This window comes from Enterobacter sp. GD03975, from assembly GCF_029838645.1.
Lineage (GTDB): Bacteria > Pseudomonadota > Gammaproteobacteria > Enterobacterales > Enterobacteriaceae > Enterobacter > Enterobacter quasihormaechei.
Window position 1 is genome coordinate 1 of the sequence record NZ_JAOBZC010000018.1, and the last position, 23853, is coordinate 23853.

At 55.8% G+C, this 23853-nt stretch carries 18 protein-coding genes; 8 read left to right on the forward strand and 10 right to left on the reverse strand.

Going from position 1 to position 23853, the window contains the following annotated elements:
- Window positions 1–48 precede the first annotated feature (48 nt).
- The 4 genes from hemG to pepQ are packed head-to-tail and all read right to left on the reverse strand — an operon-like array spanning window position 49 to window position 4043.
- Window positions 49–594: a menaquinone-dependent protoporphyrinogen IX dehydrogenase gene (hemG, locus tag N5C09_RS20125; protein WP_064910952.1), complete on the reverse strand. Its 546-nt coding sequence runs from the start codon at window positions 592–594 to the stop codon at window positions 49–51.
- A gap of 10 nt (window positions 595–604) precedes the next feature.
- Window positions 605–2056, reverse strand: coding sequence for a Trk system potassium transporter TrkH (gene trkH / locus N5C09_RS20130; RefSeq protein WP_063865811.1), 1452 nt, complete (start codon window positions 2054–2056; stop codon window positions 605–607).
- Window positions 2057–2097: 41 nt separating this feature from the next.
- The gene (locus N5C09_RS20135; RefSeq protein ID WP_064910954.1) at window positions 2098–2712 is read right to left on the reverse strand and encodes an IMPACT family protein; all 615 of its coding nucleotides are present in this window, start codon (window positions 2710–2712) and stop codon (window positions 2098–2100) included.
- Window positions 2712–4043, reverse strand: coding sequence for a Xaa-Pro dipeptidase (gene pepQ / locus N5C09_RS20140; RefSeq protein WP_107534180.1), 1332 nt, complete (start codon window positions 4041–4043; stop codon window positions 2712–2714). The genes N5C09_RS20135 and pepQ overlap by 1 nt, the downstream gene beginning before the upstream one ends.
- Window positions 4044–4233: 190 nt before the next feature.
- Here pepQ and fadB point away from each other — a divergent pair, with 190 nt between their 5' ends.
- Window positions 4234–6423: a fatty acid oxidation complex subunit alpha FadB gene (fadB, locus tag N5C09_RS20145; RefSeq protein ID WP_279749747.1), complete on the forward strand. Its 2190-nt coding sequence runs from the start codon at window positions 4234–4236 to the stop codon at window positions 6421–6423.
- Window positions 6424–6432: 9 nt separating this feature from the next.
- Window positions 6433–7596, forward strand: a complete 1164-nt coding sequence (gene fadA, locus N5C09_RS20150) for an acetyl-CoA C-acyltransferase FadA (protein WP_063865822.1) — start codon at window positions 6433–6435, stop codon at window positions 7594–7596.
- Between the two features lie 128 nt (window positions 7597–7724).
- Here fadA and glyS read toward each other — a convergent pair whose 3' ends face one another.
- The 3 genes from glyS to N5C09_RS20165 all read right to left on the reverse strand — a co-directional run bounded on the left by glyS (window position 7725) and on the right by N5C09_RS20165 (window position 11181).
- On the reverse strand, window positions 7725–9794 hold the full coding sequence (gene glyS, locus N5C09_RS20155) for a glycine--tRNA ligase subunit beta (RefSeq protein WP_063449957.1): 2070 nt from the start codon (window positions 9792–9794) through the stop codon (window positions 7725–7727).
- Between the two features lie 9 nt (window positions 9795–9803).
- Complete coding sequence (gene glyQ, locus N5C09_RS20160; RefSeq protein ID WP_003860141.1) at window positions 9804–10715, reverse strand: glycine--tRNA ligase subunit alpha; 912 nt, start codon at window positions 10713–10715, stop codon at window positions 9804–9806.
- Window positions 10716–10875: 160 nt separating this feature from the next.
- On the reverse strand, window positions 10876–11181 hold the full coding sequence (locus tag N5C09_RS20165; protein WP_063865825.1) for a YsaB family lipoprotein: 306 nt from the start codon (window positions 11179–11181) through the stop codon (window positions 10876–10878).
- 184 nt (window positions 11182–11365) lie between these two features.
- On the opposite strand from N5C09_RS20165, the gene N5C09_RS20170 reads away from it, so the two are divergent.
- Window positions 11366–12361, forward strand: coding sequence for an acyltransferase (locus N5C09_RS20170; protein ID WP_279749749.1), 996 nt, complete (start codon window positions 11366–11368; stop codon window positions 12359–12361).
- Window positions 12362–12415: 54 nt separating this feature from the next.
- Here N5C09_RS20170 and xylB read toward each other — a convergent pair whose 3' ends face one another.
- A complete protein-coding gene (gene xylB, locus N5C09_RS20175) occupies window positions 12416–13870 on the reverse strand; it encodes a xylulokinase (RefSeq protein WP_279749750.1) in 1455 nt (484 codons plus the stop codon).
- A 67-nt stretch (window positions 13871–13937) separates the two neighbouring features.
- Window positions 13938–15260, reverse strand: a complete 1323-nt coding sequence (xylA, locus tag N5C09_RS20180; protein WP_063449989.1) for a xylose isomerase — start codon at window positions 15258–15260, stop codon at window positions 13938–13940.
- Window positions 15261–15631: 371 nt separating this feature from the next.
- Between xylA and xylF the strand changes: the two genes are divergently transcribed.
- The 4 genes from xylF (at window position 15632) to xylR (ending at window position 20610) form a co-directional block, all read left to right on the forward strand.
- Entirely contained in the window at window positions 15632–16624 is a 993-nt protein-coding gene (gene xylF, locus N5C09_RS20185) for a D-xylose ABC transporter substrate-binding protein (RefSeq protein ID WP_279749751.1), read from the forward strand.
- A 72-nt stretch (window positions 16625–16696) separates the two neighbouring features.
- The gene (locus N5C09_RS20190; protein WP_279749752.1) at window positions 16697–18238 is read left to right on the forward strand and encodes a xylose ABC transporter ATP-binding protein; all 1542 of its coding nucleotides are present in this window, start codon (window positions 16697–16699) and stop codon (window positions 18236–18238) included.
- Window positions 18216–19397, forward strand: a complete 1182-nt coding sequence (xylH, locus tag N5C09_RS20195) for a xylose ABC transporter permease XylH (protein ID WP_003860151.1) — start codon at window positions 18216–18218, stop codon at window positions 19395–19397. The genes N5C09_RS20190 and xylH overlap by 23 nt, the downstream gene beginning before the upstream one ends.
- A gap of 34 nt (window positions 19398–19431) precedes the next feature.
- Window positions 19432–20610, forward strand: a complete 1179-nt coding sequence (xylR, locus tag N5C09_RS20200) for a D-xylose utilization transcriptional activator XylR (RefSeq protein WP_063449964.1) — start codon at window positions 19432–19434, stop codon at window positions 20608–20610.
- A gap of 35 nt (window positions 20611–20645) precedes the next feature.
- Here the strand turns inward: xylR and N5C09_RS20205 are convergent, their stop codons facing one another.
- Entirely contained in the window at window positions 20646–21470 is an 825-nt protein-coding gene (locus tag N5C09_RS20205) for a protein bax (protein WP_071888809.1), read from the reverse strand.
- Window positions 21471–21783: 313 nt separating this feature from the next.
- Between N5C09_RS20205 and N5C09_RS20210 the strand changes: the two genes are divergently transcribed.
- The gene (locus tag N5C09_RS20210) at window positions 21784–23814 is read left to right on the forward strand and encodes an alpha-amylase (RefSeq protein WP_279749753.1); all 2031 of its coding nucleotides are present in this window, start codon (window positions 21784–21786) and stop codon (window positions 23812–23814) included.
- Window positions 23815–23853 lie beyond the last annotated feature (39 nt).

The window sequence follows — 23853 nt, forward strand, 5'->3', positions numbered from 1 at the left end:
CACTAAATACAAAAAACTTTTCGTTCGCTCACTTTTCAAACTTAACGCTTATTTAACCCGCGGATCGTCCGTTAAACGCGCAATTTCACGGGCAAAACTGGCGACCTGAGCCCAGTCGGTGTAGACCACTTCTTTACGCGTATCCGTTTCACCACCTGTCATCTTCATGATCAGGCGGATCATAAAGCGGTCATACCAGCTATAGCGCGGATAACGCAGCGCGCCCGCAAAGACAGAACAGATATCGGGCTGCCATGGCGAATTCAGCAAAAACTTGCGCGTATAGCTGTTGGTCTGCGGCGTACGCTTCTCCGCTTTACGGGCAACCAGGTTGACCGAGTAAAACGCGCCAGGCCGCTTCGCGAGTTCCGCCGTATGCTTTTTCACAAAACGATCCAGCGCAGGGTGGAAATGACCGTAACGAATTGAAGCGCCAATGACCACACGGTCGTAATCCTGCCAGGCAATCTGTTCTGTGCGATTCAGGTTCACCACATCAGAATAAATGCCCAGCTCTGTGAGTTCAGAAGCCAGATAAGAAGCAATCTCACGCGTTTGACCGTCACGCGTTGAGAAAAGAATTAACGTTTTCACTTATGTCTCCTTACTCACGCCAGAATGTTGGGGTAAACAGCACCAGCAACGTAAAGACCTCAAGACGCCCAAACAGCATATTGGCAATTAAGATCCACTTCGCCACCGGGTTCATACTGGCGAAGTTATCCGCCACAACGCCCAGCCCCGGCCCCAGGTTGTTTAACGTTGCCACCACAGAGGCGAAGGCAGAGAAATCATCCACACCCGTGGCGATAATCGCCAGCATACTGACAATAAAGACCAGCGCATAAGCGGAGAAGAATCCCCACACCGCTTCGAGGATACGCTCCGGCAGCGCGCGGTTCCCCAGCTTAATGCTGTAAACCGCATTCGGGTGGACCAGACGTTTCAGCTCACGGTTCCCCTGCTTGAACAGCAGCAGTATACGGATCACCTTCAGACCACCGCCCGTCGAACCGGCGCAACCGCCGATAAACGCAGAGCACAGCAGCAGCACCGGCAGGAACAGCGGCCAACGCGCAATACTGTCCGTGGTGAAACCGGCGGTTGTCGCCATCGATACCACCTGGAAGAAGGCCTGGTTCAGGGTCGTGACCGCCGAGTTATAGACATCATGGAACCACAGTACCAGGGTACAGATGATCACCAGGGTCAGCTGGACACCAATAAACATCCGGAATTCCGGGTCGCGCCAGTACACCTTCAGGCTACGTCCGCTGAGCAACGAGAAGTGTAGACCGTAGTTACAGCCTGAGATCAGCAGGAAAATGGCAATGATGGTATTGATTGTCGGGCTGTCGAAGTAACCGACGCTGGCATCATGGGTAGAAAACCCGCCGATGGCGATAGTCGCGAAGCTGTGCCCGATGGCGTCGAACGCGGGCATCCCGGCGAACCACAGCGCCAGCGCGCAGGCCACCGTCAGCAGGACATATATAAGCCACAGGGTTTTCGCCGTCTCCGCAATACGCGGGCGCATCTTGTTATCTTTCAGCGGGCCAGGCATTTCTGCCCGGTAAAGCTGCATCCCCCCGACGCCCAGAATCGGCAGGATAGCCACCGCCAGGACGATGATCCCCATACCGCCAAACCACTGGAGCATCTGCCGGTAAAAGAGAATCGCATGTGGGAGCGAATCCAGCCCCACAAGCGTGGTGGCGCCGGTGGTCGTTAAACCGGAGAACGATTCAAAAAACGCATCCGTGATGGTGAGATTCGGTTGTTCAGAGAAGATAAACGGAAGCGCACCCACGCTTCCCAGTACCGTCCAGAACAGGACCACAATCAAAAAACCCTCACGGGATTTCAGCTCACCCTTCTCACGACGGTTTGGCCACCACAGCAGCGAGCCAATCGTCAGCGCGACAAAAAAGGTTTGCGTGAATGCACGCCCCGCACCGTCCCGGTAGATGAGCGCCACCAGTCCGGGGATGATCATCGTCCCGGAGAAAAGTATGACCAGCAATCCAACGATTCGGGTAATGGCACGAAAATGCATCTCTGCCGCTTCCTTAGGTATTCAAAATGATGAGGTGGGGATTATTCTTCAATCGGCAGTAATTGCAATGAACCGCGACTAAAATCAGCGAGTTTTGCTGAAAAAGCAGCCAGTTCCGCCTGAGGAAGCGCCACGCGTAGTTGCACCATTGCCTGATAATCACTGTGTGCGATGACGCCGTTAAACTGTTTAAGCAGTGCTTCGATACCCGATAGCTGGGCGTAATCGCATAACAAAGTATATTCTGTCAGCGGCGTTTTGCGGGTCGTTATCAGAAGATTAAGCGCCTGCTGAACACCACCGCCGTAGGCTTTAACCAGGCCGCCTGTGCCTAACAAAATGCCACCGTAGTAGCGCACAACGACGGCGGTGATTTCACCCACACCGCTGCCCATTAGCTGGGAGAGCATCGGTTTTCCGGCCGTGCCCGCCGGTTCACCGTCATCAGAAAACCCGAGCTGCTGTGAGTCATTCGGCGGCCCTGCAACCCACGCCACACAGTGGTGGCGGGCATCGGGGTGCTGCGCACGAACGGACTCGACGAACGCCTTCGCCGCCTCCACGCCGTCGGTATGCGCCAACAGCGTGATAAAGCGGCTTTTTTTGATTTCCTCAACAAAGGTGACCGGCTCAGCCGGTATCAGCCAGCTTTCCATCAGGCCAGCTTTAGATCTCGCGTCATGTTCTCAATGCTGTTCTCGTGAATAACCACGTTATCCTCGATACGAATGCCGCCAAACGGCTTCAGCGCGTCAATTTTTTCCCAGTTGAAGTGCTTGCTGAATTGGCCTTCACGCCACGGCGCCAGCAGGGATTCAATAAAGTAGATGCCCGGCTCGATGGTCAATACCATACGCGGCGCCAGAACGCGGGTGCAGCGCAGATAAGGATATTTAGACGGTGCCGCCAGGTGCGTACCGGTATCATCCTGCATAAAGCCTGCGACGTCATGAACCTGCAAACCCAGCGGGTGGCCGATACCGTGCGGCATAAATGGCCCGGTCAGATCGTTCTCCACCATCGCCTCTTCGCTCATGTCTTTGACAATCTGATGCTTACGCAGCAGTTTCGCGATGCGCTGATGGAACTGGATGTGGTAATCCACATAGCTGGTTCCCGCTTTCATGGTGCCAATCAGCGCCAGCTGTTCATCGTTCACGTCTTTAATCAGCTGCGCGAAATCGGTATCCGCATTCGCCGCCCAGGTACGGGTCAGGTCTGCCGCATAGCCGTTGTACTCTGCGCCGGCATCCAGCAGGAAGCTGCGCATCTCAGCCGGAACCTGATGATCCAGTTTGGTGTAGTGCAGAACAGAGGCATGCTCATTCAGCGCCACGATGTTGCTGTAAGGCACATCGGTATCGCGGTGGCCGGTCGCGGTCAGGTAGGCCTGATTGATATCGAACTCGCTCATGCCGGACTGGAACGCTTCATGCGCCGCACGGTGGCCATTCACCGCCGTTTTTTGCGCTTCACGCATGCAGTAAAGTTCATAGTCAGTCTTGTAGGCGCGATAGTAGTGCAGATAATCCAGCACGCCTTTCGGGTTAAGTTTATCTGCCGGAATATCCAGACCCAGCGCACGCTCGGGAACCGGACCAATGTAGCCGATGTTGCCGCGCGCCGCTGGCAGCTGGCTGCCAATGCCGTCCGCTTTTGGCAGCGCAATCACGTCAATTTCTTCGGTCCAGAATGAGGTCGGCAGCGGTTCCACGTTGTGCCAGTAATCGACCGGCAGGTAGAACCACAGTTTCGGCTTGTTCACGCCATCCACCAGCAGCCAGCAATTTGGAACCTGTGTCACCGGCACCCAGGCTTTAAACTGCGGGTTAACCTTGAAGGGATAAGCATGGTCATCAAGAAACGTATTCATCAGCTCGCCGGAGTGGATCAGCAGAGCATCCAGCTTGAAGCGGGCCAGTACATCGCGGGTACGTTCCTGTAGGGTAACGATATGATTTTTATAAAGCGAAGCCAGTGAGTCCATCATTCTTCCTTTCGTTTTTTTGACCTCAAGTCATCGCATCTTAGCACACCTCACTCCGACTGCGTGATTTCCACCGACCGTGATCAGCGCAGCAATTTCTTAATGAGTAATTTGCATTTTTTTAACATAAATTCCACACTCCGTCTCATCTGGTATGACCAGATCCAATTGCTGGATTCAGGAGACCGACATGCTCTACAAAGGCGACACCCTGTACGTAGACTGGCTGGAAGATGGCATTGCCGAACTGGTGTTCGATGCCCCCGGCTCAGTGAACAAGCTTGATACCGCGACGGTGGCCAGTCTTGGCCAGGCGCTGGATGTACTTGAAAAGCAATCAGATTTAAAAGGGCTGCTGCTGCGCTCCAACAAAGCGGCCTTTATCGTTGGTGCGGATATCACCGAATTCCTGTCGTTGTTCCAGGTTCCTGAGGAGCAGCTGAGCCAGTGGCTGCACTTTGCCAACAGCGTCTTTAATCGTCTGGAAGATTTACCTGTGCCAACGATTTCAGCCGTTAACGGCTACGCGCTGGGCGGCGGCTGCGAATGCGTGCTGGCGACAGATTACCGTCTGGCAACGCCGGACCTGCGTATCGGCCTGCCGGAAACCAAGCTGGGCATCATGCCGGGCTTTGGCGGTTCTGTGCGTATGCCACGCATGCTGGGTGCGGACAGCGCCCTGGAAATCATCGCTGCCGGTAAAGACGTGGGTGCAGAACAGGCGCAGAAAATCGGCCTGGTCGACGGCGTCGTGAAACCAGAGAAGCTGGTTGAAGGAGCACTCGCCATTCTGCGTCAGGCGATTAATGGCGATCTCGACTGGAAAGCCAAACGCCAGCCGAAGCTGGAGCCGTTAAAGCTCAGCAAGATTGAAGCCACCATGAGCTTCACTATCGCCAAAGGCATGGTGATGCAGACGGCGGGTAAACACTACCCGGCGCCAATCACGGCGGTGAAAACCATTGAAGCGGCAGCCCGTCTGGGCCGTGATGAAGCCCTGAAGCTTGAAAACCAGAGCTTTGTCCCGCTGGCGCATACCAATGAAGCCCGCGCGCTGGTTGGCATCTTCCTGAACGATCAGTTCGTGAAGGGCAAAGCTAAGCAGCTGACCAAAAACGTTGAAACGCCAAAACACGCGGCGGTGCTTGGCGCCGGCATTATGGGCGGCGGTATCGCTTACCAGTCGGCCTGGAAAGGCGTGCCGGTGGTGATGAAAGACATCAACGAAAAATCCCTGACGCTGGGCATGACCGAAGCCGCCAAGCTGCTGAATAAACAGCTTGAGCGCGGCAAAATTGACGGTATGAAACTCTCCGGCGTGATCTCCACCATCCAGCCAACGCTGGAATACAGCGGCTTTGATCGCGTGGACGTGGTGGTTGAAGCGGTCGTTGAGAATCCGAAAGTCAAAAAAGCGGTGCTGGCCGAAACGGAAGAGAAGGTGCGTCCTGAGACCGTGCTGGCCTCCAACACCTCCACCATTCCTATCAGCGAGCTGGCAAGCGTGCTGAAGCGTCCGGAAAACTTCTGCGGAATGCACTTCTTTAACCCAGTGCACCGTATGCCGCTGGTCGAAGTGATCCGCGGGGAAAAAACCTCCGACGACACCATCGCCAAAGTGGTGGCGTGGGCCAGCAAAATGGGCAAAACGCCAATCGTTGTTAACGACTGCCCGGGCTTCTTCGTTAACCGCGTGCTGTTCCCCTACTTTGCCGGCTTCAGCCAGCTGCTGCGCGACGGCGCGGACTTCCGCAAGATCGACAAAGTGATGGAAAAACAGTTCGGCTGGCCGATGGGCCCGGCCTATCTGCTGGACGTGGTCGGGATCGACACCGCGCATCACGCTCAGGCGGTGATGGCAGCGGGCTTCCCGCAGCGCATGCAGAAAGATTATCGCGACGCGATTGACGCCCTGTTCGACGCCAACCGCTTCGGGCAAAAAAACGGCATGGGCTTCTGGCGTTATAAAGAAGACAGCAAAGGCAAGCCGAAGAAAGAGGAAGATCCGGCGGTGGATGGCCTGCTGGCGGACGTATGCCAGCCGAAACGCGACTTCACCGACGACGAAATTATTGCCCGCATGATGATTCCGATGATCAACGAAGTGGTGCGCTGCCTCGAAGAAGGCATTATCGCCAGCCCGGCAGAAGCGGATATGGCGCTGGTGTACGGCCTGGGCTTCCCTCCGTTCCACGGCGGCGCGTTCCGCTGGCTGGATACGCTCGGCAGTGCCCGCTACCTCGATATGGCGCAGCAGTATCAGCACCTCGGCCCGCTGTACAACGTGCCGGAAGGCCTGCGTAACAAAGCGCGCCATAACGAACCCTACTACCCAGCAGTTGAGCCAGCCCGTCCGGTTGGCGCACTGAAAACGGCTTAAGGAGTCACAATGGAAAAGGTTGTCATTGTTGATGCGATTCGCACCCCGATGGGCCGTTCAAAAGGCGGCGCGTTCCGTAACGTGCGCGCGGAAGATCTCTCCGCGCACCTGATGCGTAGCCTGCTGGCGCGTAATCCGGCGCTGGATCCCGCTGCGCTCGACGATATCTACTGGGGCTGCGTGCAGCAGACCCTTGAGCAGGGCTTCAACATCGCCCGTAACGCCTCCCTGCTGGCGGAGATCCCGCATTCGGTTCCGGCCGTTACCGTCAACCGCCTGTGCGGTTCGTCGATGCAGGCGCTGCACGATGCGGCGCGTATGATTATGACCGGCGATGCGCAGGCCTGCCTGGTCGGCGGCGTCGAGCACATGGGCCACGTGCCGATGAGCCACGGGGTTGATTTCCACCCTGGCATGAGCCGCAACGTGGCGAAAGCCGCAGGCATGATGGGCCTGACCGCCGAGATGCTCTCCCGCCTGCACGGTATCAGCCGCGAAATGCAGGATGCTTTTGCCGCGCGCTCTCACGCCCGCGCCTGGGCCGCCACGCAGTCTGGCGCTTTTAAGAATGAGATTATCCCAACCGGCGGACACGACGCGGACGGCGTACTGAAGCAGTTCAGCTACGACGAAGTTATCCGTCCTGAAACCACGGTCGACGCGCTTTCTACCCTGCGTCCGGCTTTTGATCCGGTCACCGGCACGGTAACGGCGGGCACCTCTTCTGCCCTGTCCGACGGCGCCGCCGCGATGCTGGTGATGAGCGAAAGCCGCGCCCGCGAATTAGGCCTGACGCCACGCGCCCGCGTGCGTTCGATGGCGGTCGTGGGTTGCGACCCGTCGATCATGGGCTACGGTCCGGTTCCGGCGTCAAAACTGGCGCTGAAAAAAGCGGGGCTGAGCGCAAGTGATATCGATCTGTTCGAGATGAACGAAGCCTTCGCCGCACAGATCCTGCCGTGCATTAAAGATCTGGGCCTGATGGATCAGATCGACGAGAAGATTAACCTCAACGGCGGCGCGATCGCCCTCGGACATCCGCTGGGCTGCTCCGGGGCGCGTATCAGCACCACGCTGATCAACCTGATGGAACGCAAAGATGCCCAGTTCGGGCTGGCAACGATGTGTATCGGGTTGGGTCAGGGGATCGCGACGGTGTTTGAGAGAGTGTAAGGCTATAACGTAGGCCCGATAAGCTTCGCGCCATCGGGCTTTTGCCGGGAGGCGCTGCGCTTTCCCGGCCTACGAAGAATAAAGTTTAGTTGCCGTTCTTCCCGCCTGTCAGGGGCGGGTTTTTTACATTATTGCAGCAGCGAAATATCCGCCACGCGCAGGAACAGCTCACGCAGTTTCTCGAGCATAGAGAGACGGTTAATACGCAACTCTTTATCTTCCACGTTTACCATCACTTTCTCGAAGAAGGCGTCGATGATGTCACGCAGCTCCGCCAGCTCCACCAGCGCTTCCTGGTAGCGGCCTTCCGCGAAGTACGGCTCAAGCTTGTCGCGCAGCACCACAACCTGCATCGCCAGAGCAATCTCTTCCGGCTCTTTCAGCGTCGCGGCATTTACACGCTCGTTCAGCGTCTCGTCGGATTTCGCGAGGATGTTAGATACACGCTTGTTGGCCGCAGCCAGAGCAGACGCCGCTTCCAGCGTACGGAAGTGGGATACCGCTTTCATACGCGCATCGAAATCTGCCGGACGGGTCGGACGACGCGCCAGCACCGCCTGAATGGTGTCAACGGAGTAACCTTCGTCCTGATACCACGCGCGGAAACGACCGAGCATAAAGTCGATAACATCATCCACAACCTTCGCGTTGGTCAGCTTATCGCCGTACAGACGCACCGCTTCTTCCGTCAGCGTTTGCAGATCGAGGTTCAGGTTCTTCTCGACGATGATACGCAGCACGCCCAGCGCGGCGCGACGCAGCGCAAACGGGTCTTTATCGCCTTTCGGATGCTGACCGATACCGAAGATACCCGCCAGGGTGTCCATCTTATCGGCAATCGCCACGGCGCAGGCAACCGGGTTGGACGGCAGATCGTCACCGGCAAAGCGCGGCTGATACTGCTCGTTCAGGGCCACCGCCACGTCTTCCGCTTCGCCATCGTGACGCGCGTAATGCATGCCCATGACGCCCTGGGTGTCGGTGAATTCGAACACCATGTTGGTCATCAGGTCGCACTTGGAAAGCAGGCCCGCACGGGTAGCGTGGTTCACGTCCGCGCCAATCTCACGGGCAATCCAGCCGGACAGCTCCGCGATACGGTCGGTCTTGTCGCGCAGCGTACCCAGTTGCTGCTGGAACAGCACGGTTTGCAGACGCGGCAGGTTATCTTCCAGACGTTTTTTACGGTCGGTGTTGAAGAAGAACTCGGCATCCGCCAGACGTGGGCGCACCACTTTCTCGTTACCGGAGATAATCTGGATCGGATCTTTCGATTCGATGTTCGCCACGAAGATGAAGTTTGGCAGCAGCTTGCCGTCGTTGGCGTAAACCGGGAAGTACTTCTGGTCACCCTTCATGGTGTAAACCAGCGCTTCTGCCGGAACGGCCAGGAATTTCTCTTCGAATTTCGCGGTCAGCACAACCGGCCATTCCACCAGAGAAGTTACCTCTTCCAGCAGGCTGTCGCTCAGATCGGCATTACCGCCAATCTTACGCGCCGCTTCTTCTGCGTCCGCTTTAATTTTGGCTTTACGCTGTTCGTAGTCAGCAATAACTTTACCGCGCTCCAGCAGGATCTGCGGGTACTGGTCGGCATTGTCGATGGTGAACTCTGGCTCGCCCATAAAGCGATGGCCGCGGATCACGCGATCGGACGCTACGCCCAGAATGGTTGCCGGAATAACGGTATCGCCCAGCAGCAGGGTCACAGTGTGCACCGGACGCACGAAGTGTACGTCGGACGCGCCCCAGCGCATCAGCTTAGGAATCGGCAGCTTAGCCAGCGAAGTCGCGATCATATCTGGCAGTAGCGCTTCCGCACTTTCGCCTTTCACGTGGGCACGATACAGCAGCCATTCACCTTTATCGGTGGTCAGACGCTCGGCCTGGTCAACGGTGATACCGCAACCGCGCGCCCAGCCTTCTGCCGCTTTGCTCGGCTTGCCTTCCGCGTCGAACGCCTGAGCAATGGCCGGGCCACGTTTCTCAACTTCACGATCCGGCTGAGACGCCGCCAGGTTTGCCACCTTCAGCGCCAGACGACGCGGCGCAGCAAACCACTCAATTTTACCGTGCGCCAGGCCAGCGTTATCCAGCTCGGCAGTGACGTTCGCAGCGAAAGATTCAGCCAGGCTGCGCAGGGCTTTTGGTGGCAGCTCTTCAGTGCCGATTTCCACCAGGAAAGTTTTCTCAGACATGGCCGCCTCTTATTTGTTTCGGTTGCACATCGGGAAGCCAAGGGCTTCACGGGACGCGTAGTAAGCTTCTGCAACGGCTTTGGTCAGGGTACGGATTCGCAGAATGTAGCGCTGACGTTCAGTCACGGAGATGGCTTTGCGGGCGTCCAGCAGGTTGAAGCTGTGGGCAGCCTTCAGAATACGCTCGTAGGCAGGCAGCGGCAGCGGAGTCTCCAGCGCCAGCAGCTGCTGGGCTTCTTTCTCGTACTGCTCGAAGCAGGTGAACAGGAAGTCCACGTCCGCGTATTCGAAGTTATAGGTGGATTGCTCCACTTCGTTCTGATGGAACACGTCGCCGTAGGTGGTTTTACCCAGCGGGCCGTCGCTCCACACCAGGTCGTAAACGCTGTCTACGCCCTGAATGTACATTGCCAGACGTTCCAGACCGTAGGTGATTTCACCGGTGATCGGCTTACATTCGAGACCGCCGACCTGCTGGAAGTAAGTGAACTGGGTCACTTCCATGCCGTTCAGCCACACTTCCCAACCCAGACCCCAGGCACCCAGCGTTGGGTTTTCCCAGTTATCTTCCACGAAGCGAATGTCGTGAATGGTTGGATCCATACCCAGCTCTTTCAGTGACCCGAGGTACAGTTCCTGAATATTGTCGGGTGATGGCTTAATCACCACCTGGAACTGATAGTAGTGCTGCAAGCGGTTCGGGTTCTCGCCGTAACGGCCATCGGTCGGACGACGGGATGGCTGCACGTAGGCGGTTGCCATTGGCTCTGGCCCTAACGCGCGCAGGCTGGTCATCGGGTGTGAGGTGCCTGCGCCAACTTCCATGTCCAAAGGTTGAACAATGGTGCAGCCCTGACGAGCCCAGTAATCCTGTAAGGTCAGGATCAGGCCCTGGAAGGTCTTGGTATCAAACTTTTGCATAGTATTTCGTGCTGGATACGTGTGGTTTTAAATGGAAGGGATCAGTATACCCGCTGGCTGCAAGATATACAGTACGAAACGGGGTTGTTTAGGGAAAATTGGGGAATAAGGTCTACCGCCAGAACCGGTGAAGGCTCTGGTTGCTGATTATCCGAGCAATTTAGCGCATCGAGAGATGTAAAAACTGGCCGTCTGCATCAAAAGAGCAGACAAAGCCCTCTTTACGCGCAGTATAGCCTTTCAGTTCATAGCTGCCCTGAAAGCGCTCGAAGCCGTTAATATGAATTTTTTGCGCCTCGGAATTATAGCGATGAGCCGCCTCACCTATGCACAGCTGTTCCATATTCAGGGAACGCTCCGGGCTCATTTTCCCCTGCTGTGCTTTCTGGACAGGGGCCTCCTGAGAAGCACTGCACCCTGCTAATAAAAGCAGCAGAAAGAGTGACGCCCCACGCTTCATCATCATTTTTATTACCGCCCCGGTCAGTGGCTGTTATTTTTAGTAGCAACACGTTTATAGATTAATGTTCAACATTCTGCGAATCTCGCCAGCTCCCGACAAGACAGCCTGGCTAAACTCAGAATTTTCCAAGGGAAAAGTTTTACGCTACCGCAGTCACACTTTCTTTATCAGGAATACAGAGGAACTGATGCAGTCAAAAATTAACTGGATTGATAACCTGCGGGGAATAGCTTGTCTGATGGTGGTGATGATCCACACAACGACCTGGTATGTCACGAACGCGCACAGTATCAGCCCCGTTAACTGGGATGTCGCCAATATTCTGAACTCGGCCTCCCGCGTGAGCGTCCCGCTGTTCTTTATGATTTCCGGTTTTCTCTTTTTTGGTGAGCGTAGCGCGCAGCCGAGACATTTCATCCGTATTGTCTCCTGTCTGCTGTTTTACAGCGCCATTTCGCTAATCTATATCATCCTGTGCACGTCCATTAACGCCGAACGTTCCCTGCTCAATGTGCTGCAAAAACCGGTGTTCTATCACCTGTGGTTTTTCTTCGCGATAATCGTTATTTACCTGGTTTCTCCGTTAATTCAGGTAAAAAACGTCAGCGGTAAAATGCTGCTGGCCTTGATGGCGATCATCGGGATTGTGGCAAACCCGAATACCCTCTCACAAAAAGTTGATGGCTTTGAATGGCTTCCCGTTAACCTCTATATCAACGGCGACACGTTTTATTATGTGGTGTACGGCATGCTGGGGCGCGCCATCGGCATGATGGAGACGCAAAAGCGAGGAATGAACTGGCTTTGCGCGGCTGCGTTTATCGCCGGTGTGTTTATTATCTCTCGCGGGACGCTGCACGAGCTGCAATGGCGCGGCAACTTTGCCGATACCTGGTATCTGTATTGCGGCCCGATGGTCTTTATCTGCGCGATTTCTCTGCTGACCCTGGTGAAAAACACCCTCAACGAACGTCCGCTTCCGGTGCTGGGGTTTATCTCTCGCCACTCGCTGGGTATTTACGGTTTTCACGCGCTGGTAATCCACGCCCTGCGCACCCGCGGCGTTGAGCTGAAAAGCTGGCCGGTGCTGGATATTATCTGGATATTTACCGCTACGCTGGCTGTCAGCCTGCTGCTGTCCATGTTGCTGCAAAGAATCGATACGCGCAGGTTTGTAAGCTAGCCAGATGGACGGGGAGTTATTGGCCGGGTCAGCGCAGCGCCACCCGGCGAGGTTTCAGGACATAAGAGGCGCAAGCTGCTGATAAATTTTGCGGAACACGACTCGTCGTTCAGCATAGCGAGCATGGTTTTTCGCATCAGGACGATGCTGCTGTTCAAGCGGAAGCTGGGGCAAAAGCGAGTTCAGTGGTTTATCCGGGTTTACCGCGATTTGCGCCAGCCGTGCTGCACCGAGCGCCGGACCAACCTCTCCCCCCGTACGATAGTCCAGCGGCAACCCGCTGATATCAGAAAGCATTTGCCGCCAGTAGCTGCTTCGCGCCCCGCCGCCAATTAAGGTAATGCTGGATGGCGTCAGGCCACAGTCATGCACGACATCCATGCCGTCCGCCAGCGCATAGCCGACCCCTTCAAGCACCGCGCGCGCCAGCTCTGCCGGGCCGTGCTGATGAGTAAGCCCGAAGAACACCCCTTTCGCTTCCGGGTTGTTGTGCGGCGTGCGCTCGCCGGAAAGGTACGGTAAAAACCAGACCGCACCGGCATTATCATCCGCCTGCTGTGCCGCTGCGATAAGCGCCGGTACGTCCGCCATTCCGGTCAGCTTTGCCGCCCAGTCGAGGCAGGAAGCGGCACTCAGCATCACCGACATGAGATGCCATTTGCCCGGCAACGCGTGGCAGAAGCTGTGTACGGCGTTTTCAGGGTTACTGCGATAGCCGTCACTGACGGCAAAATAGACGCCGGAGGTGCCGAGCGAGAGCATCGCCTGCCCTGCTTCCACCATCCCCACGCCAACGGCGCCCGCCGCGTTATCGCCGCCGCCGGCGACAACCGGTACGGCCGGCATATTCCAGCGTTCAGCAATGGATGATTGCAGCGTGCCCGCGATCTCGCTGCCTTCAAACAGCGCGGGCATATGGTCGCGCGTCAGCTGGCAGGCATCCAGCATCGCCTCGCTCCAGTCCCGTTTCGCCACGTCGAGCCACATCGTACCCGCAGCGTCAGACATGTCGCTGGCAAAATCTCCCGTCATGCGAAAACGCAGGTAGTCTTTAGGCAGCAGCACCTTCGCCACCTGACGGAAAATCTCGGGTTCATGGCGCTGCACCCACAGGAGTTTTGGCGCGGTAAAACCGGGCATCATCAGGTTGCCCGTAATCTCGCGGGACGTGGGCACACGCGCTTCAAGAAGCGCACACTCTTCCGCACAGCGGCCATCGTTCCAGAGAATAGCCGGGCGCAGAACGCGATGCTGGCTATCCAGCAACGTTGCACCATGCATTTGCCCGGCAATGCCCAGCGCTTTCACGTCGCACAGGCTGTGCTGCTCGCCTAAGGCTTTCATCGCGCGGTCCGTCGCCTGCCACCACTGCTCCGGATCTTGCTCAGACCACAGCGGATGCGGGCGTGAAACCTGCAACTTTTCAGTCTGGGTTGCTAACACATCGCCCTGCTCGCTTAACAGAATGGCTTTCACACCCGACGTGCCAAGATCGATCCCGATATACATTGTGGTGACTCCTTTGACAGACATGCCCGGTGGCGATGCGCTTACCGGGCCTGCATGCTGCATACTGTTATTTATCGAAGAGGTAGTGATTGACCAGGTTTTCCAGCAGTTCCTGATGTCCGCTCTGATGCTGCGGGGCCAGCTGATGCTGTTCAGCGTACTTCGCGATTTCCGCAAGCGATAACTGACCTTTCAGAATTTGCTGGCCCAGCTCACTGTTCCAGCCGCCGTAACGCTTCGCCACGCGTTTATCCAGTTCGCCGTCTTCAATCATACGGGCTGCCACCTTCAGTGCCAGCGCCATGGTGTCCATCGCGCCAATATGCCCGTAAAACAGATCGTATTTGTCGGTGCTCTGGCGACGGACTTTGGCGTCGAAGTTCAGGCCGCCGGTGGTGAAACCGCCCGCTTTGATGATTTCGTACATTACCAGCGCATTTTCTTCGACGCTGTTCGGGAACTGGTCAGTATCCCAGCCCAGCTGCGGATCGCCGCGGTTCGCATCTACCGATCCGAAGATGCCCAGCGCAATCGCAGAGGCAATTTCGTGATGGAAAGAGTGGCCCGCCAGGGTAGCGTGGTTAGCCTCAATATTCACTTTGATCTCTTTTTCCAGACCAAACTGCTTCAGGAAGCCATACACGGTGGCAACATCGTAGTCGTACTGATGCTTGGTTGGCTCCTGCGGTTTAGGCTCAATCAGCAGCGTGCCGCGGAAGCCGATTTTGTGTTTGTGGTCCACAACCATCTGCATAAAGCGACCAATCTGCTCGCGCTCCTGACGCAGGTCGGTATTCAGCAGCGTTTCGTAACCTTCACGACCGCCCCAGAGAACATAGTTCTCGCCGCCCAACTGATGCGTAGCGTTCATCGCAGTCACGACCTGGGTTGCCGCCCAGCTGAAGACTTCCGGATCGGGGTTGGTTGCCGCACCCGCACCGTAGCGAGGGTTGGTAAAGCAGTTAGCCGTCCCCCAGAGCAGCTTCACGCCGCTCTGCTGCTGTTTTTCAGCCAGTACATCGACCATCTGCGCGAAATTGTTCAGATACTCTTTCAGCGATGCCCCTTCAGGCGACACGTCCACATCGTGGAAACAGTAGTACGGCACGTTCAGCTTATGGAAGAACTCGAACGCGACGTCGGCTTTACGCTTCGCCAGCTCAATGGCCTCGCCCGGCTGCTGCCATGGACGGTCAAAAGCGCCCACGCCGAACATATCAGCACCGTTCCAGCAGAAGGTGTGCCAGTAGCAGGCGGCAAAGCGCAAGTGATCTTCCATGCGCTTACCCAGCACCAGCTCATCCGGGTTGTAGTGACGAAATGCTAAAGGATTGGTCGTTTTCGTGCCTTCGAAACGAACGCGATCGAGTTGGTCGAAATAAGCTTGCATATTGAGCTCCATAATCAGGGTATGCGGCGTGGTCTTGCTTCTGGAGTAATAGTGAATAGACATTGGGGGTTGCTCAATTACGTTATTTCACACTGCTATTGAGAGAATGCACAATTGTGCGCTGGCTCGCAAAATAATGTGCAGACAAACTATTTTTCGGCGCATATTCCAGAATCAAATGTAATTAATAGGTTACGCTTTTTAAAATCCGATCGCGGTCATAAATTCAGAAATAAACCAAATATCGTAATGAGAAGATAAAAATCTGTAATTGCCAGCAGGCCTTTCCACGTTAAAAATTTGCTGCGTCTCAGCAGTGAACGTTTCTTTTATCTCAGCGACACATACCCCTACAAAAAGGCCTAATAATTATGAAGATAAAGAACCTGACCCTAACGCTCTGCACTACTCTCCTGCTTGCAAGCTTTGCCGGCCACGCCAAAGAGGTCAAAATCGGCATGGCGATTGATGACTTACGCCTGGAGCGCTGGCAAAAAGATCGCGATATCTTTGTTAAAAAAGCGGAAGCCCTCGGCGCGGAGGTGTTCGTTCAGTCCGCTAACGGCAACGAAGAGACGCAAATGTCGCAAATCGAGAATATGATCAACCGTGGCGTCGATGTGCTGGTCATTATCCCGTATAACGGCCAGGTATTAAGCAACGTGGTGAAAGAGGCTAAACAGGAAGGCATAAAAGTCCTGGCCTATGACCGCATGATTAATAATGCGGATATTGATTATTATATTTCGTTCGACAATGAAAAAGTGGGTGAATTACAGGCTAAAAGCCTGGTCGCTAAGGTGCCGCAAGGAAATTATTTCCTGATGGGCGGTTCGCCTGTGGATAACAACGCCAAGCTGTTCCGCCAGGGACAAATGACAGTACTTAAGCCATATATCGACGAGGGCAAAATTAAGGTCGTCGGCGACCAGTGGGTTGACGGTTGGTTACCGGAAAATGCGCTGAAAATTATGGAAAACGCGTTGACCGCAAATAACAACAAAATCGATGCGGTAGTGGCCTCTAACGATGCCACTGCGGGTGGCGCCATTCAGGCGCTGAGCGCGCAGGGTCTGGCCGGAAAAATCGCTATCTCCGGTCAGGATGCCGATCTTGCGGGTGTTAAACGCATTATCGCGGGCACCCAAACCATGACGGTGTATAAACCCATTACCGAGCTTGCCAATACGGCTGCTGAAATTGCCGTTGAGCTGGGCAATGACCAACAGCCTAAAGCAGACGCAACGTTAAATAACGGTCTGAAAGACGTACCGGCTCGCCTGCTTACCCCTATCGAAGTCAACAAAGAGAACATTGACGCCACGGTGGTGAAAGACGGTTTCCATAAGAAGAGTGAACTGTAATCCAGCGCAGCCCCTGCCCGGCGGGGGCGCATCGACCTGCCCTGTTCATCTGTCGGGCTATGCGGAGCAGTTATGTCTTATTTACTTGAAATGAAAAGCATCACCAAAGCCTTCGGGACGGTGAAAGCGGTCGACAACGTCAGCCTGCGGCTGAATCCCGGCGAAGTGATGTCGCTGTGCGGCGAAAACGGCTCGGGGAAATCCACGCTGATGAAGGTGCTGTGTGGGATCTACCCGCACGGCAGCTACGAGGGCGAAATCGTCTTCGCCGGAGAGGTGCTCCAGGCCACGCACATTCGCGATACCGAGCGTAAAGGCATCGCTATCATTCACCAGGAGCTGGCGCTGGTGAAGCACCTAAGCGTGCTGGAAAATATCTTTCTTGGGGCCGAACTCTCGCGCCACGGCGTGCTGGATTACGACACCATGACGCTGCGCTGCGAAAAATTGCTGGCTCAGGTGAGCCTGGCTATCTCACCGGATACGCGCGTGGGCGACTTAGGTTTGGGCCAGCAGCAGCTGGTGGAGATCGCCAAAGCGCTGAATAAACAGGTACGCCTGCTGATCCTCGACGAGCCAACCGCCTCGCTCACCGAACAGGAAACGGCCGTTCTGCTCAATATCATCCGCGACCTGCAAAACCACGGTATCGCCTGCATCTATATTTCGCACAAGCTTAACGAGGTGAAAGCCATTTCCGACACCATCTGCGTCATCCGCGACGGGCAGCACATCGGCACGCGTGAGGCAGAAGGCATGAGTGAGGATGACATCATCACCATGATGGTGGGCCGCGAACTCACCGCGCTGTATCCCAACGAGCCGCACGCGATTGGCGAAGAGATCCTGCGCGTGGAAAACCTGACGGCGTGGCACCCCGTTAACCGCCATATCAAGCGCGTGAATGACCTCTCCTTCTCGCTGCACCGAGGCGAAATTCTCGGCATTGCGGGCCTGGTGGGTGCCGGAAGAACCGAGGCCGTACAGTGTCTGTTTGGCGTCTGGCCGGGGCGCTGGGAAGGCAAAGTTTATGTCGACGGTCAGCCGGTAAAAATCGACAACTGCCAGCAGGCCATTGCCAGAGGCATTGCCATGGTGCCCGAAGACCGCAAAAAAGACGGCATCGTGCCGGTTATGGCGGTGGGAAAAAATATCACGCTGGCGGCGCTCAGCCAGTTTTCCGGCACGCTGAGCAGCCTTGACGATGCCGCAGAACAGCAGTGCATACTCCAGTCGCTCGCAAGGCTTAAGGTGAAAACGTCCTCGCCAGAGCTGGCGATAGGACGCCTGAGCGGCGGCAACCAGCAAAAGGCGATTCTGGCGCGCTGCCTGCTGCTTAATCCGCGCATTTTAATTCTGGACGAACCCACGCGGGGAATCGATATCGGCGCGAAGTACGAAATCTACAAGCTGATTAATCAACTGGTGCAGCAAGGGATTGCCGTCATTGTTATCTCGTCCGAACTGCCTGAAGTGCTGGGCCTGAGCGACCGCGTGCTGGTCATGCATGAAGGGAAACTCAAAGCCAACCTGAACAACCAGAACCTGACGCAAGAGCAGGTGATGGAAGCTGCCCTAAGGAGCGAACGCCATGTCGAAAAGCAACCCGTCTGATATCAAAGTCGCTGTTCCGACGCCCGGTGCGTTCGCAGGACTTAAATCGCTGAATCTACAAGTATTCGTGATGATTGCGGCCATTATCGTCATCATGTTGTTCTTTACCTGGATGACCGACGGCTCCTATCTGAGCGCACGTAACGTCTCTAACCTGCTGCGTCAGACCGCCATCACCGGCATTCTGGCGGTGGGGATGGTCTTCGTGATCATCTCAGCGGAAATTGACCTGTCGGTAGGGTCGATGATGGGCCTGCTCGGCGGCGTGGCGGCGATTTTTGACGTCTGGCTCGGCTGGCCGCTGCCGCTGACGATTGCGGTCACGCTGGTACTGGGTCTGCTGCTGGGGGCGTGGAACGGCTGGTGGGTGGCCTACCGGAAAGTCCCGTCGTTTATCGTCACCCTGGCGGGAATGCTGGCTTTCCGCGGCATTTTAATTGGTATCACCAACGGCACCACCGTCTCCCCCACCAGCGCCTCTATGTCCCAGATTGGCCAAAGCTACCTCTCTGATGGCGTCGGTTTTACGATCGGCGTGGTTGGGCTGATGGCGTTTGTAGCGTGGCAATGGCGGGGACGCATGCGTCGCCAGGCGCTGGGTCTGGCCTCACCTGCTTCTACCTCGGTGGTGGGTCGTCAGGCGCTTACCGCCGTGATTGTGCTGGGTGCCATCTGGCTGCTTAACGATTATCGCGGCGTCCCGACGCCCGTTCTGCTGCTGGCGCTGCTGCTGTTAGGTGGGATGTTTATGGCCACACGTACCGCTTTCGGCCGCCGCATTTATGCCATCGGCGGCAACCTGGAAGCCGCGCGTTTGTCCGGCATTAACGTGGAGCGCACCAAACTCGCCGTCTTTGCCATTAACGGTCTGATGGTAGCCATCGCGGGGCTGATCCTCAGCTCGCGACTGGGTGCGGGTTCCCCGTCTGCCGGTAATATTGCCGAGCTGGACGCCATCGCCGCCTGCGTAATTGGCGGAACCAGCCTCGCCGGGGGTATTGGCAGCGTGGCGGGGGCGGTGATGGGCGCATTTATTATGGCTTCGCTGGATAACGGGATGAGTATGATGGACGTGCCGACGTTTTGGCAGTATATCGTCAAGGGAGCCATTCTTTTGCTGGCAGTCTGGATGGACTCTGCCACCAAGCGGCGCGCCTGAGAACCGTATCGTGACTAATTTGGGAAAGTGAGCCATGTTTGAAAAGCGTCACCGCATTACGTTGTTATTCAATGCCAACAAAGCCTATGACCGTCAGGTGGTTGAAGGGGTTGGTGAATATTTGCAGGCGTCGCAATCCGAATGGGATATTTTCATCGAAGAAGATTTCCGTACCCGTCTGGAGAACATTAAGGACTGGCTGGGAGACGGGGTCATCGCTGACTTTGACGACCCCGTCATTGAACAGCTGCTGAGTGGCGTCGACGTTCCTATCGTGGGCGTTGGCGGCTCATACCATTCACCGGAACATTATCCCCCTGTTCACTACATCGCCACCGATAACCATGCCCTGGTCGAGACCGCCTTCCTCCATTTAAAGGAGAAAGGCGTACACCGTTTTGCGTTTTACGGTTTGCCCGCCACCAGCGGCAAGCGCTGGGCAATGGAGCGTGAGTATGCGTTCTGCCAGCTGGTTGCCCAGGAGAAGTATCGCGGCGTCGTTTATCAGGGGCTGGAAACCGCGCCAGAAAACTGGCAGCACGCGCAAAACCGGCTGGCTGACTGGCTGCAAACGCTGCCGCCCCAGACAGGCATTATCGCCGTGACGGACGCCCGCGCCCGCCACGTATTGCAGGTGTGCGAGCATTTGCATATTCCGGTGCCTGAAAAGCTGTGCGTGATTGGTATCGATAACGAAGAGCTTACGCGCTATCTGTCGCGCGTGGCGCTGTCATCCGTGGCGCAGGGTACGCGGCAGATGGGCTATCAGGCTGCGAAGCTGCTGCACAGACTGTTAGATAATGAATCCCTCCCGCTCCAGCGCCTGCTGGTTCCGCCCGTTCGCGTGGTCGAGCGCCGCTCTACCGACTACCGTTCCTTAAACGATCCGGCCGTGATTCAGGCGATGCACTACATTCGCAATCATGCCTGCAAAGGTATTAAGGTCGATCAGGTGCTGGATTCGGTCGGGATTTCTCGTTCGAATCTGGAGAAGCGCTTCAAAGAGGAAGTGGGTGAGACGATACATGCCGTGATCCATGCAGAAAAGCTGGAGAAAGCGCGCAGTCTGCTGATCTCCACTTCGCTGTCCATCAACGAGATTTCACAGATGTGCGGCTACCCGTCGCTACAGTATTTCTATTCGGTGTTCAGGAAAGAATATGACACCACGCCGAAGGAGTACCGGGAACGGTACAGTGAAGTCCTGCTCTAGAAAAGAGAACGCCTTCCAGTGGAAGGCGTTTTTCATTACATGTGCGCGGCAATCAGACGCTGGTTATCCTGGTACATCGAGAACAGATAGTTGTTATAACGCTGTCCCTGAGTGGAATACCCTTTCAGCTTGTGGATCATCGCCGTAGCCGTCACTTCCTGATCCGCTTTACGCAGCTGGGCGCGGGACTTACGGAACGAGGAGTAGGCCGGGTGGGTGTTCAGGTTCACCACGTAGGCATTCACGGAATCTTTCACCGATTCAAACTGTGAATAACCCTTCACCTTGCCGGGTGCATTGGTACAACGACCTTTGGCGCACTTCATGCCAAACAGATTGTTGTTGTTGCGGGCCAGCTTCGAGGTCCCCCAACCGCTTTCGGCGGCGGCCATTGTCGCCACCATGCTGCCTGGAATGATGTCCACACGTTCTAACAGTGAGTTCCACGGCACGCGACGCGTGTTTCCGCTCCACTTCACTTTATAGCGTTTGGCGATGTCTTTCAGGCGCGTGCGCTCAGACGGCGACCAGCGGCTATCGTACTGTTTGGAAATCAGCCAGTTACGATCCGCAGTAATCGCGGCATTTTGACTTTTAATGTAAGGCATTACCGTCCGGAGAAACGCTTTTTTTCGTGGTGTCCCGGAAGGGTATTTTCGCAAATCAGGAAGTGAACTACTCTTTGCACTATTGCGAGAATACTCTTGTTTACTGCTAACCTTACTGCTTGTCGTTTTTATTACGTGGGCTTTCTTACTCGTTGTATCCGCGTGCGTCTTTGCAAGCACCTCACCTGAAAATGCCATGGTGAGTAACATGAGTATCGCGGCCCCATATCGTCGAATGGGAGTCGATATCATTAGGTCTCCTGGTCGGATATAAGCATTCCAACACCTTATTTTCTTCAAAATTTGAGAGCGGAATCTCAAATCGTACCAAAAATAGTCTTCAAGAGCACGTATATAAATAGTCCAATTCCGAAACTATGTCATTCGAAACGTGCTCATTAAAGCATCAACACTGGAAAAATGTGTGCGATATCGCAGATAACAGCCTAATTTTGCGCGGGATCACTCATCCCTTCGCGTCCTCCTGGCAGAAAGCCTCACAGGAGGAGTTTTTCCCCTGAGCCGAATGGCACACTGGTCAAAAATGCCGCGACAGGAAAATGGAATGAAACGCACTGCATTAGCTGTTCTGATGTTACCCGCACTCGCGCATGCCGACTGGTCATCGCCGGGATTTGACGCGTTTAACGCTGAAGGTACCGGCGTCTTTACCAGCCAGGCAAAGCTTGCGAAGGGTATCCGTCCACTGACGTTGAGTCTTGACAACGCGTGCTGGCAGCCGACAGAGGCCATTAAGCTCAACGAGATGCTGTCGCTCAAACCGTGCGAAGACACTCCGCCGCAGTGGCGGTTATTCCGTGACGGCGTTTATCAGATGCGTATTGATACGCGCTCGGGAACGCCAACCCTGATGCTGACGGTACAAAGTGCGGCGCCACAGCCTGTCGCTGACGTCACCCGCCAGTGCCCGAAGTGGGACGGTAAACCGCTTACGCTTGACGTAGCAAACACCTTCCCGGAAGGAACGGTGGTGCGTGATTTTTACAGCAAACAGACCGCGACCGTTGAAAATGGCAACGTCACGCTTCAGCCAGCCGCCAACAGCAATGGCCTGCTGCTACTTGAGCGCGCCGAGACGGACAACCCCGCGCCGTTCAGCTGGCAAAACGCCACCGTCTATTTCGTGCTGACCGATCGCTTCGTGAATGGCGACCCTGCCAACGATAACAGCTATGGCCGCCATAAAGACGGTATGCAGGAGATAGGGACGTTCCACGGCGGCGATCTTAAAGGGCTTACCAGCAAACTGGATTACCTCCAGCAACTGGGCGTGAATGCGCTCTGGATAAGTTCTCCGCTGGAGCAGATCCACGGCTGGGTGGGCGGCGGCACCAAAGGGGATTTCCCTCACTACGCCTATCACGGCTATTACACTCAGGACTGGACGAAGCTCGACGCCAACATGGGCAGCGAAGAGGATTTGCGCCAGCTTGTCGACGAAGCGCACCGGCGCGGTATCCGCGTCCTGTTTGACGTTGTCATGAACCACGCGGGCTATGCGACGCTTGCCGATATGCAGGAGTATCAGTTTGGCGCGTTGTATTTGCAGGGTGATGAGCTGAAGAAAACGCTCGGCGAACGCTGGACTGACTGGAAGCCAGGCGCGGGTCAAAGCTGGCACAGCTTCAATGATTACATCAACTTCAGTGATAAAGCTGCATGGGAAAAATGGTGGGGAAAAAAATGGATCCGCACCGATATCGGCGATTATGACAACCCCGGCTTTGACGATTTAACGATGTCCCTGGCGTTTCTGCCGGATCTGAAAACGGAATCTAAGATCCCGTCAGGTTTGCCGAACTTTTATCAACACAAACCCGACACCAACGCGAAAGTGATGACGAACTTCACGCCGCGAGATTACCTGACCCACTGGCTCAGCCAGTGGGTACGTGACTACGGCATCGACGGTTTCCGGGTCGATACCGCTAAACACGTTGAGCCTGAAGCCTGGCAGCAGCTGAAGGAGCAGGCCAGCCAGGCGCTGGTCGCGTGGAAAGCCGCCAACCCGGACAAAAAACTCGACGATGCGCCATTCTGGATGACCGGTGAATCCTGGGGTCACGGCGTGATGCAGAGCGATTATTATCGCCACGGCTTTGATGCGATGATCAATTTTGACTATCAGGAGCAGGCGGCGAAAGCGGTGGACTGTCTGGCGGATATGGATCTGACCTGGCAGCAAATGGCCGAAAAACTGCAAAGCTTTAACGTGCTGAGTTATCTCTCCTCCCACGATACGCGACTGTTCCGTGAAGGAGGCCAGCGCGCCGCTGAGCTACTGCTGCTGGCGCCGGGAAGCGTGCAAATCTATTACGGCGATGAATCAGAGCGTCCATTTGGTCCGACGGGGTCCGATCCGCTACAGGGAACCCGTTCGGATATGAACTGGCAGGACGTAACGGGTAAACAGGCGTTAACTGTCGCCCACTGGCAGCTTCTGGGGCAGTTCCGCGCCCGTCATCCGGCAATGGGTGAAGGCAAGCAAACCACGCTGTCGCTGAAAGAGGGGTACGGATTTGTACGCGAGCATAAGGGCGATAAGGTGATGGTGGTGTGGGCGGGTAATCAGTAGAACAATTCACTACATGAATCCCGCTCCGCCATACAAAAC

Coding starts and splice junctions, on each gene's coding strand:
- trkH (WP_063865811.1), bottom strand. CDS start 2,056: ATGCATTTTCGTGCCATTACCCGAATCGTTGGATTGCTGGTCATACTT.
- N5C09_RS20135 (WP_064910954.1), bottom strand. CDS start 2,712: ATGGAAAGCTGGCTGATACCGGCTGAGCCGGTCACCTTTGTTGAGGAA.
- pepQ (WP_107534180.1), bottom strand. CDS start 4,043: ATGGACTCACTGGCTTCGCTTTATAAAAATCATATCGTTACCCTACAG.
- fadB (WP_279749747.1), top strand. CDS start 4,234: ATGCTCTACAAAGGCGACACCCTGTACGTAGACTGGCTGGAAGATGGC.
- fadA (WP_063865822.1), top strand. CDS start 6,433: ATGGAAAAGGTTGTCATTGTTGATGCGATTCGCACCCCGATGGGCCGT.
- glyS (WP_063449957.1), bottom strand. CDS start 9,794: ATGTCTGAGAAAACTTTCCTGGTGGAAATCGGCACTGAAGAGCTGCCA.
- glyQ (WP_003860141.1), bottom strand. CDS start 10,715: ATGCAAAAGTTTGATACCAAGACCTTCCAGGGCCTGATCCTGACCTTA.
- N5C09_RS20165 (WP_063865825.1), bottom strand. CDS start 11,181: ATGATGATGAAGCGTGGGGCGTCACTCTTTCTGCTGCTTTTATTAGCA.
- N5C09_RS20170 (WP_279749749.1), top strand. CDS start 11,366: ATGCAGTCAAAAATTAACTGGATTGATAACCTGCGGGGAATAGCTTGT.
- xylB (WP_279749750.1), bottom strand. CDS start 13,870: ATGTATATCGGGATCGATCTTGGCACGTCGGGTGTGAAAGCCATTCTG.
- xylA (WP_063449989.1), bottom strand. CDS start 15,260: ATGCAAGCTTATTTCGACCAACTCGATCGCGTTCGTTTCGAAGGCACG.
- xylF (WP_279749751.1), top strand. CDS start 15,632: ATGAAGATAAAGAACCTGACCCTAACGCTCTGCACTACTCTCCTGCTT.
- N5C09_RS20190 (WP_279749752.1), top strand. CDS start 16,697: ATGTCTTATTTACTTGAAATGAAAAGCATCACCAAAGCCTTCGGGACG.
- xylH (WP_003860151.1), top strand. CDS start 18,216: ATGTCGAAAAGCAACCCGTCTGATATCAAAGTCGCTGTTCCGACGCCC.
- xylR (WP_063449964.1), top strand. CDS start 19,432: ATGTTTGAAAAGCGTCACCGCATTACGTTGTTATTCAATGCCAACAAA.
- N5C09_RS20205 (WP_071888809.1), bottom strand. CDS start 21,470: ATGATATCGACTCCCATTCGACGATATGGGGCCGCGATACTCATGTTA.
- N5C09_RS20210 (WP_279749753.1), top strand. CDS start 21,784: ATGAAACGCACTGCATTAGCTGTTCTGATGTTACCCGCACTCGCGCAT.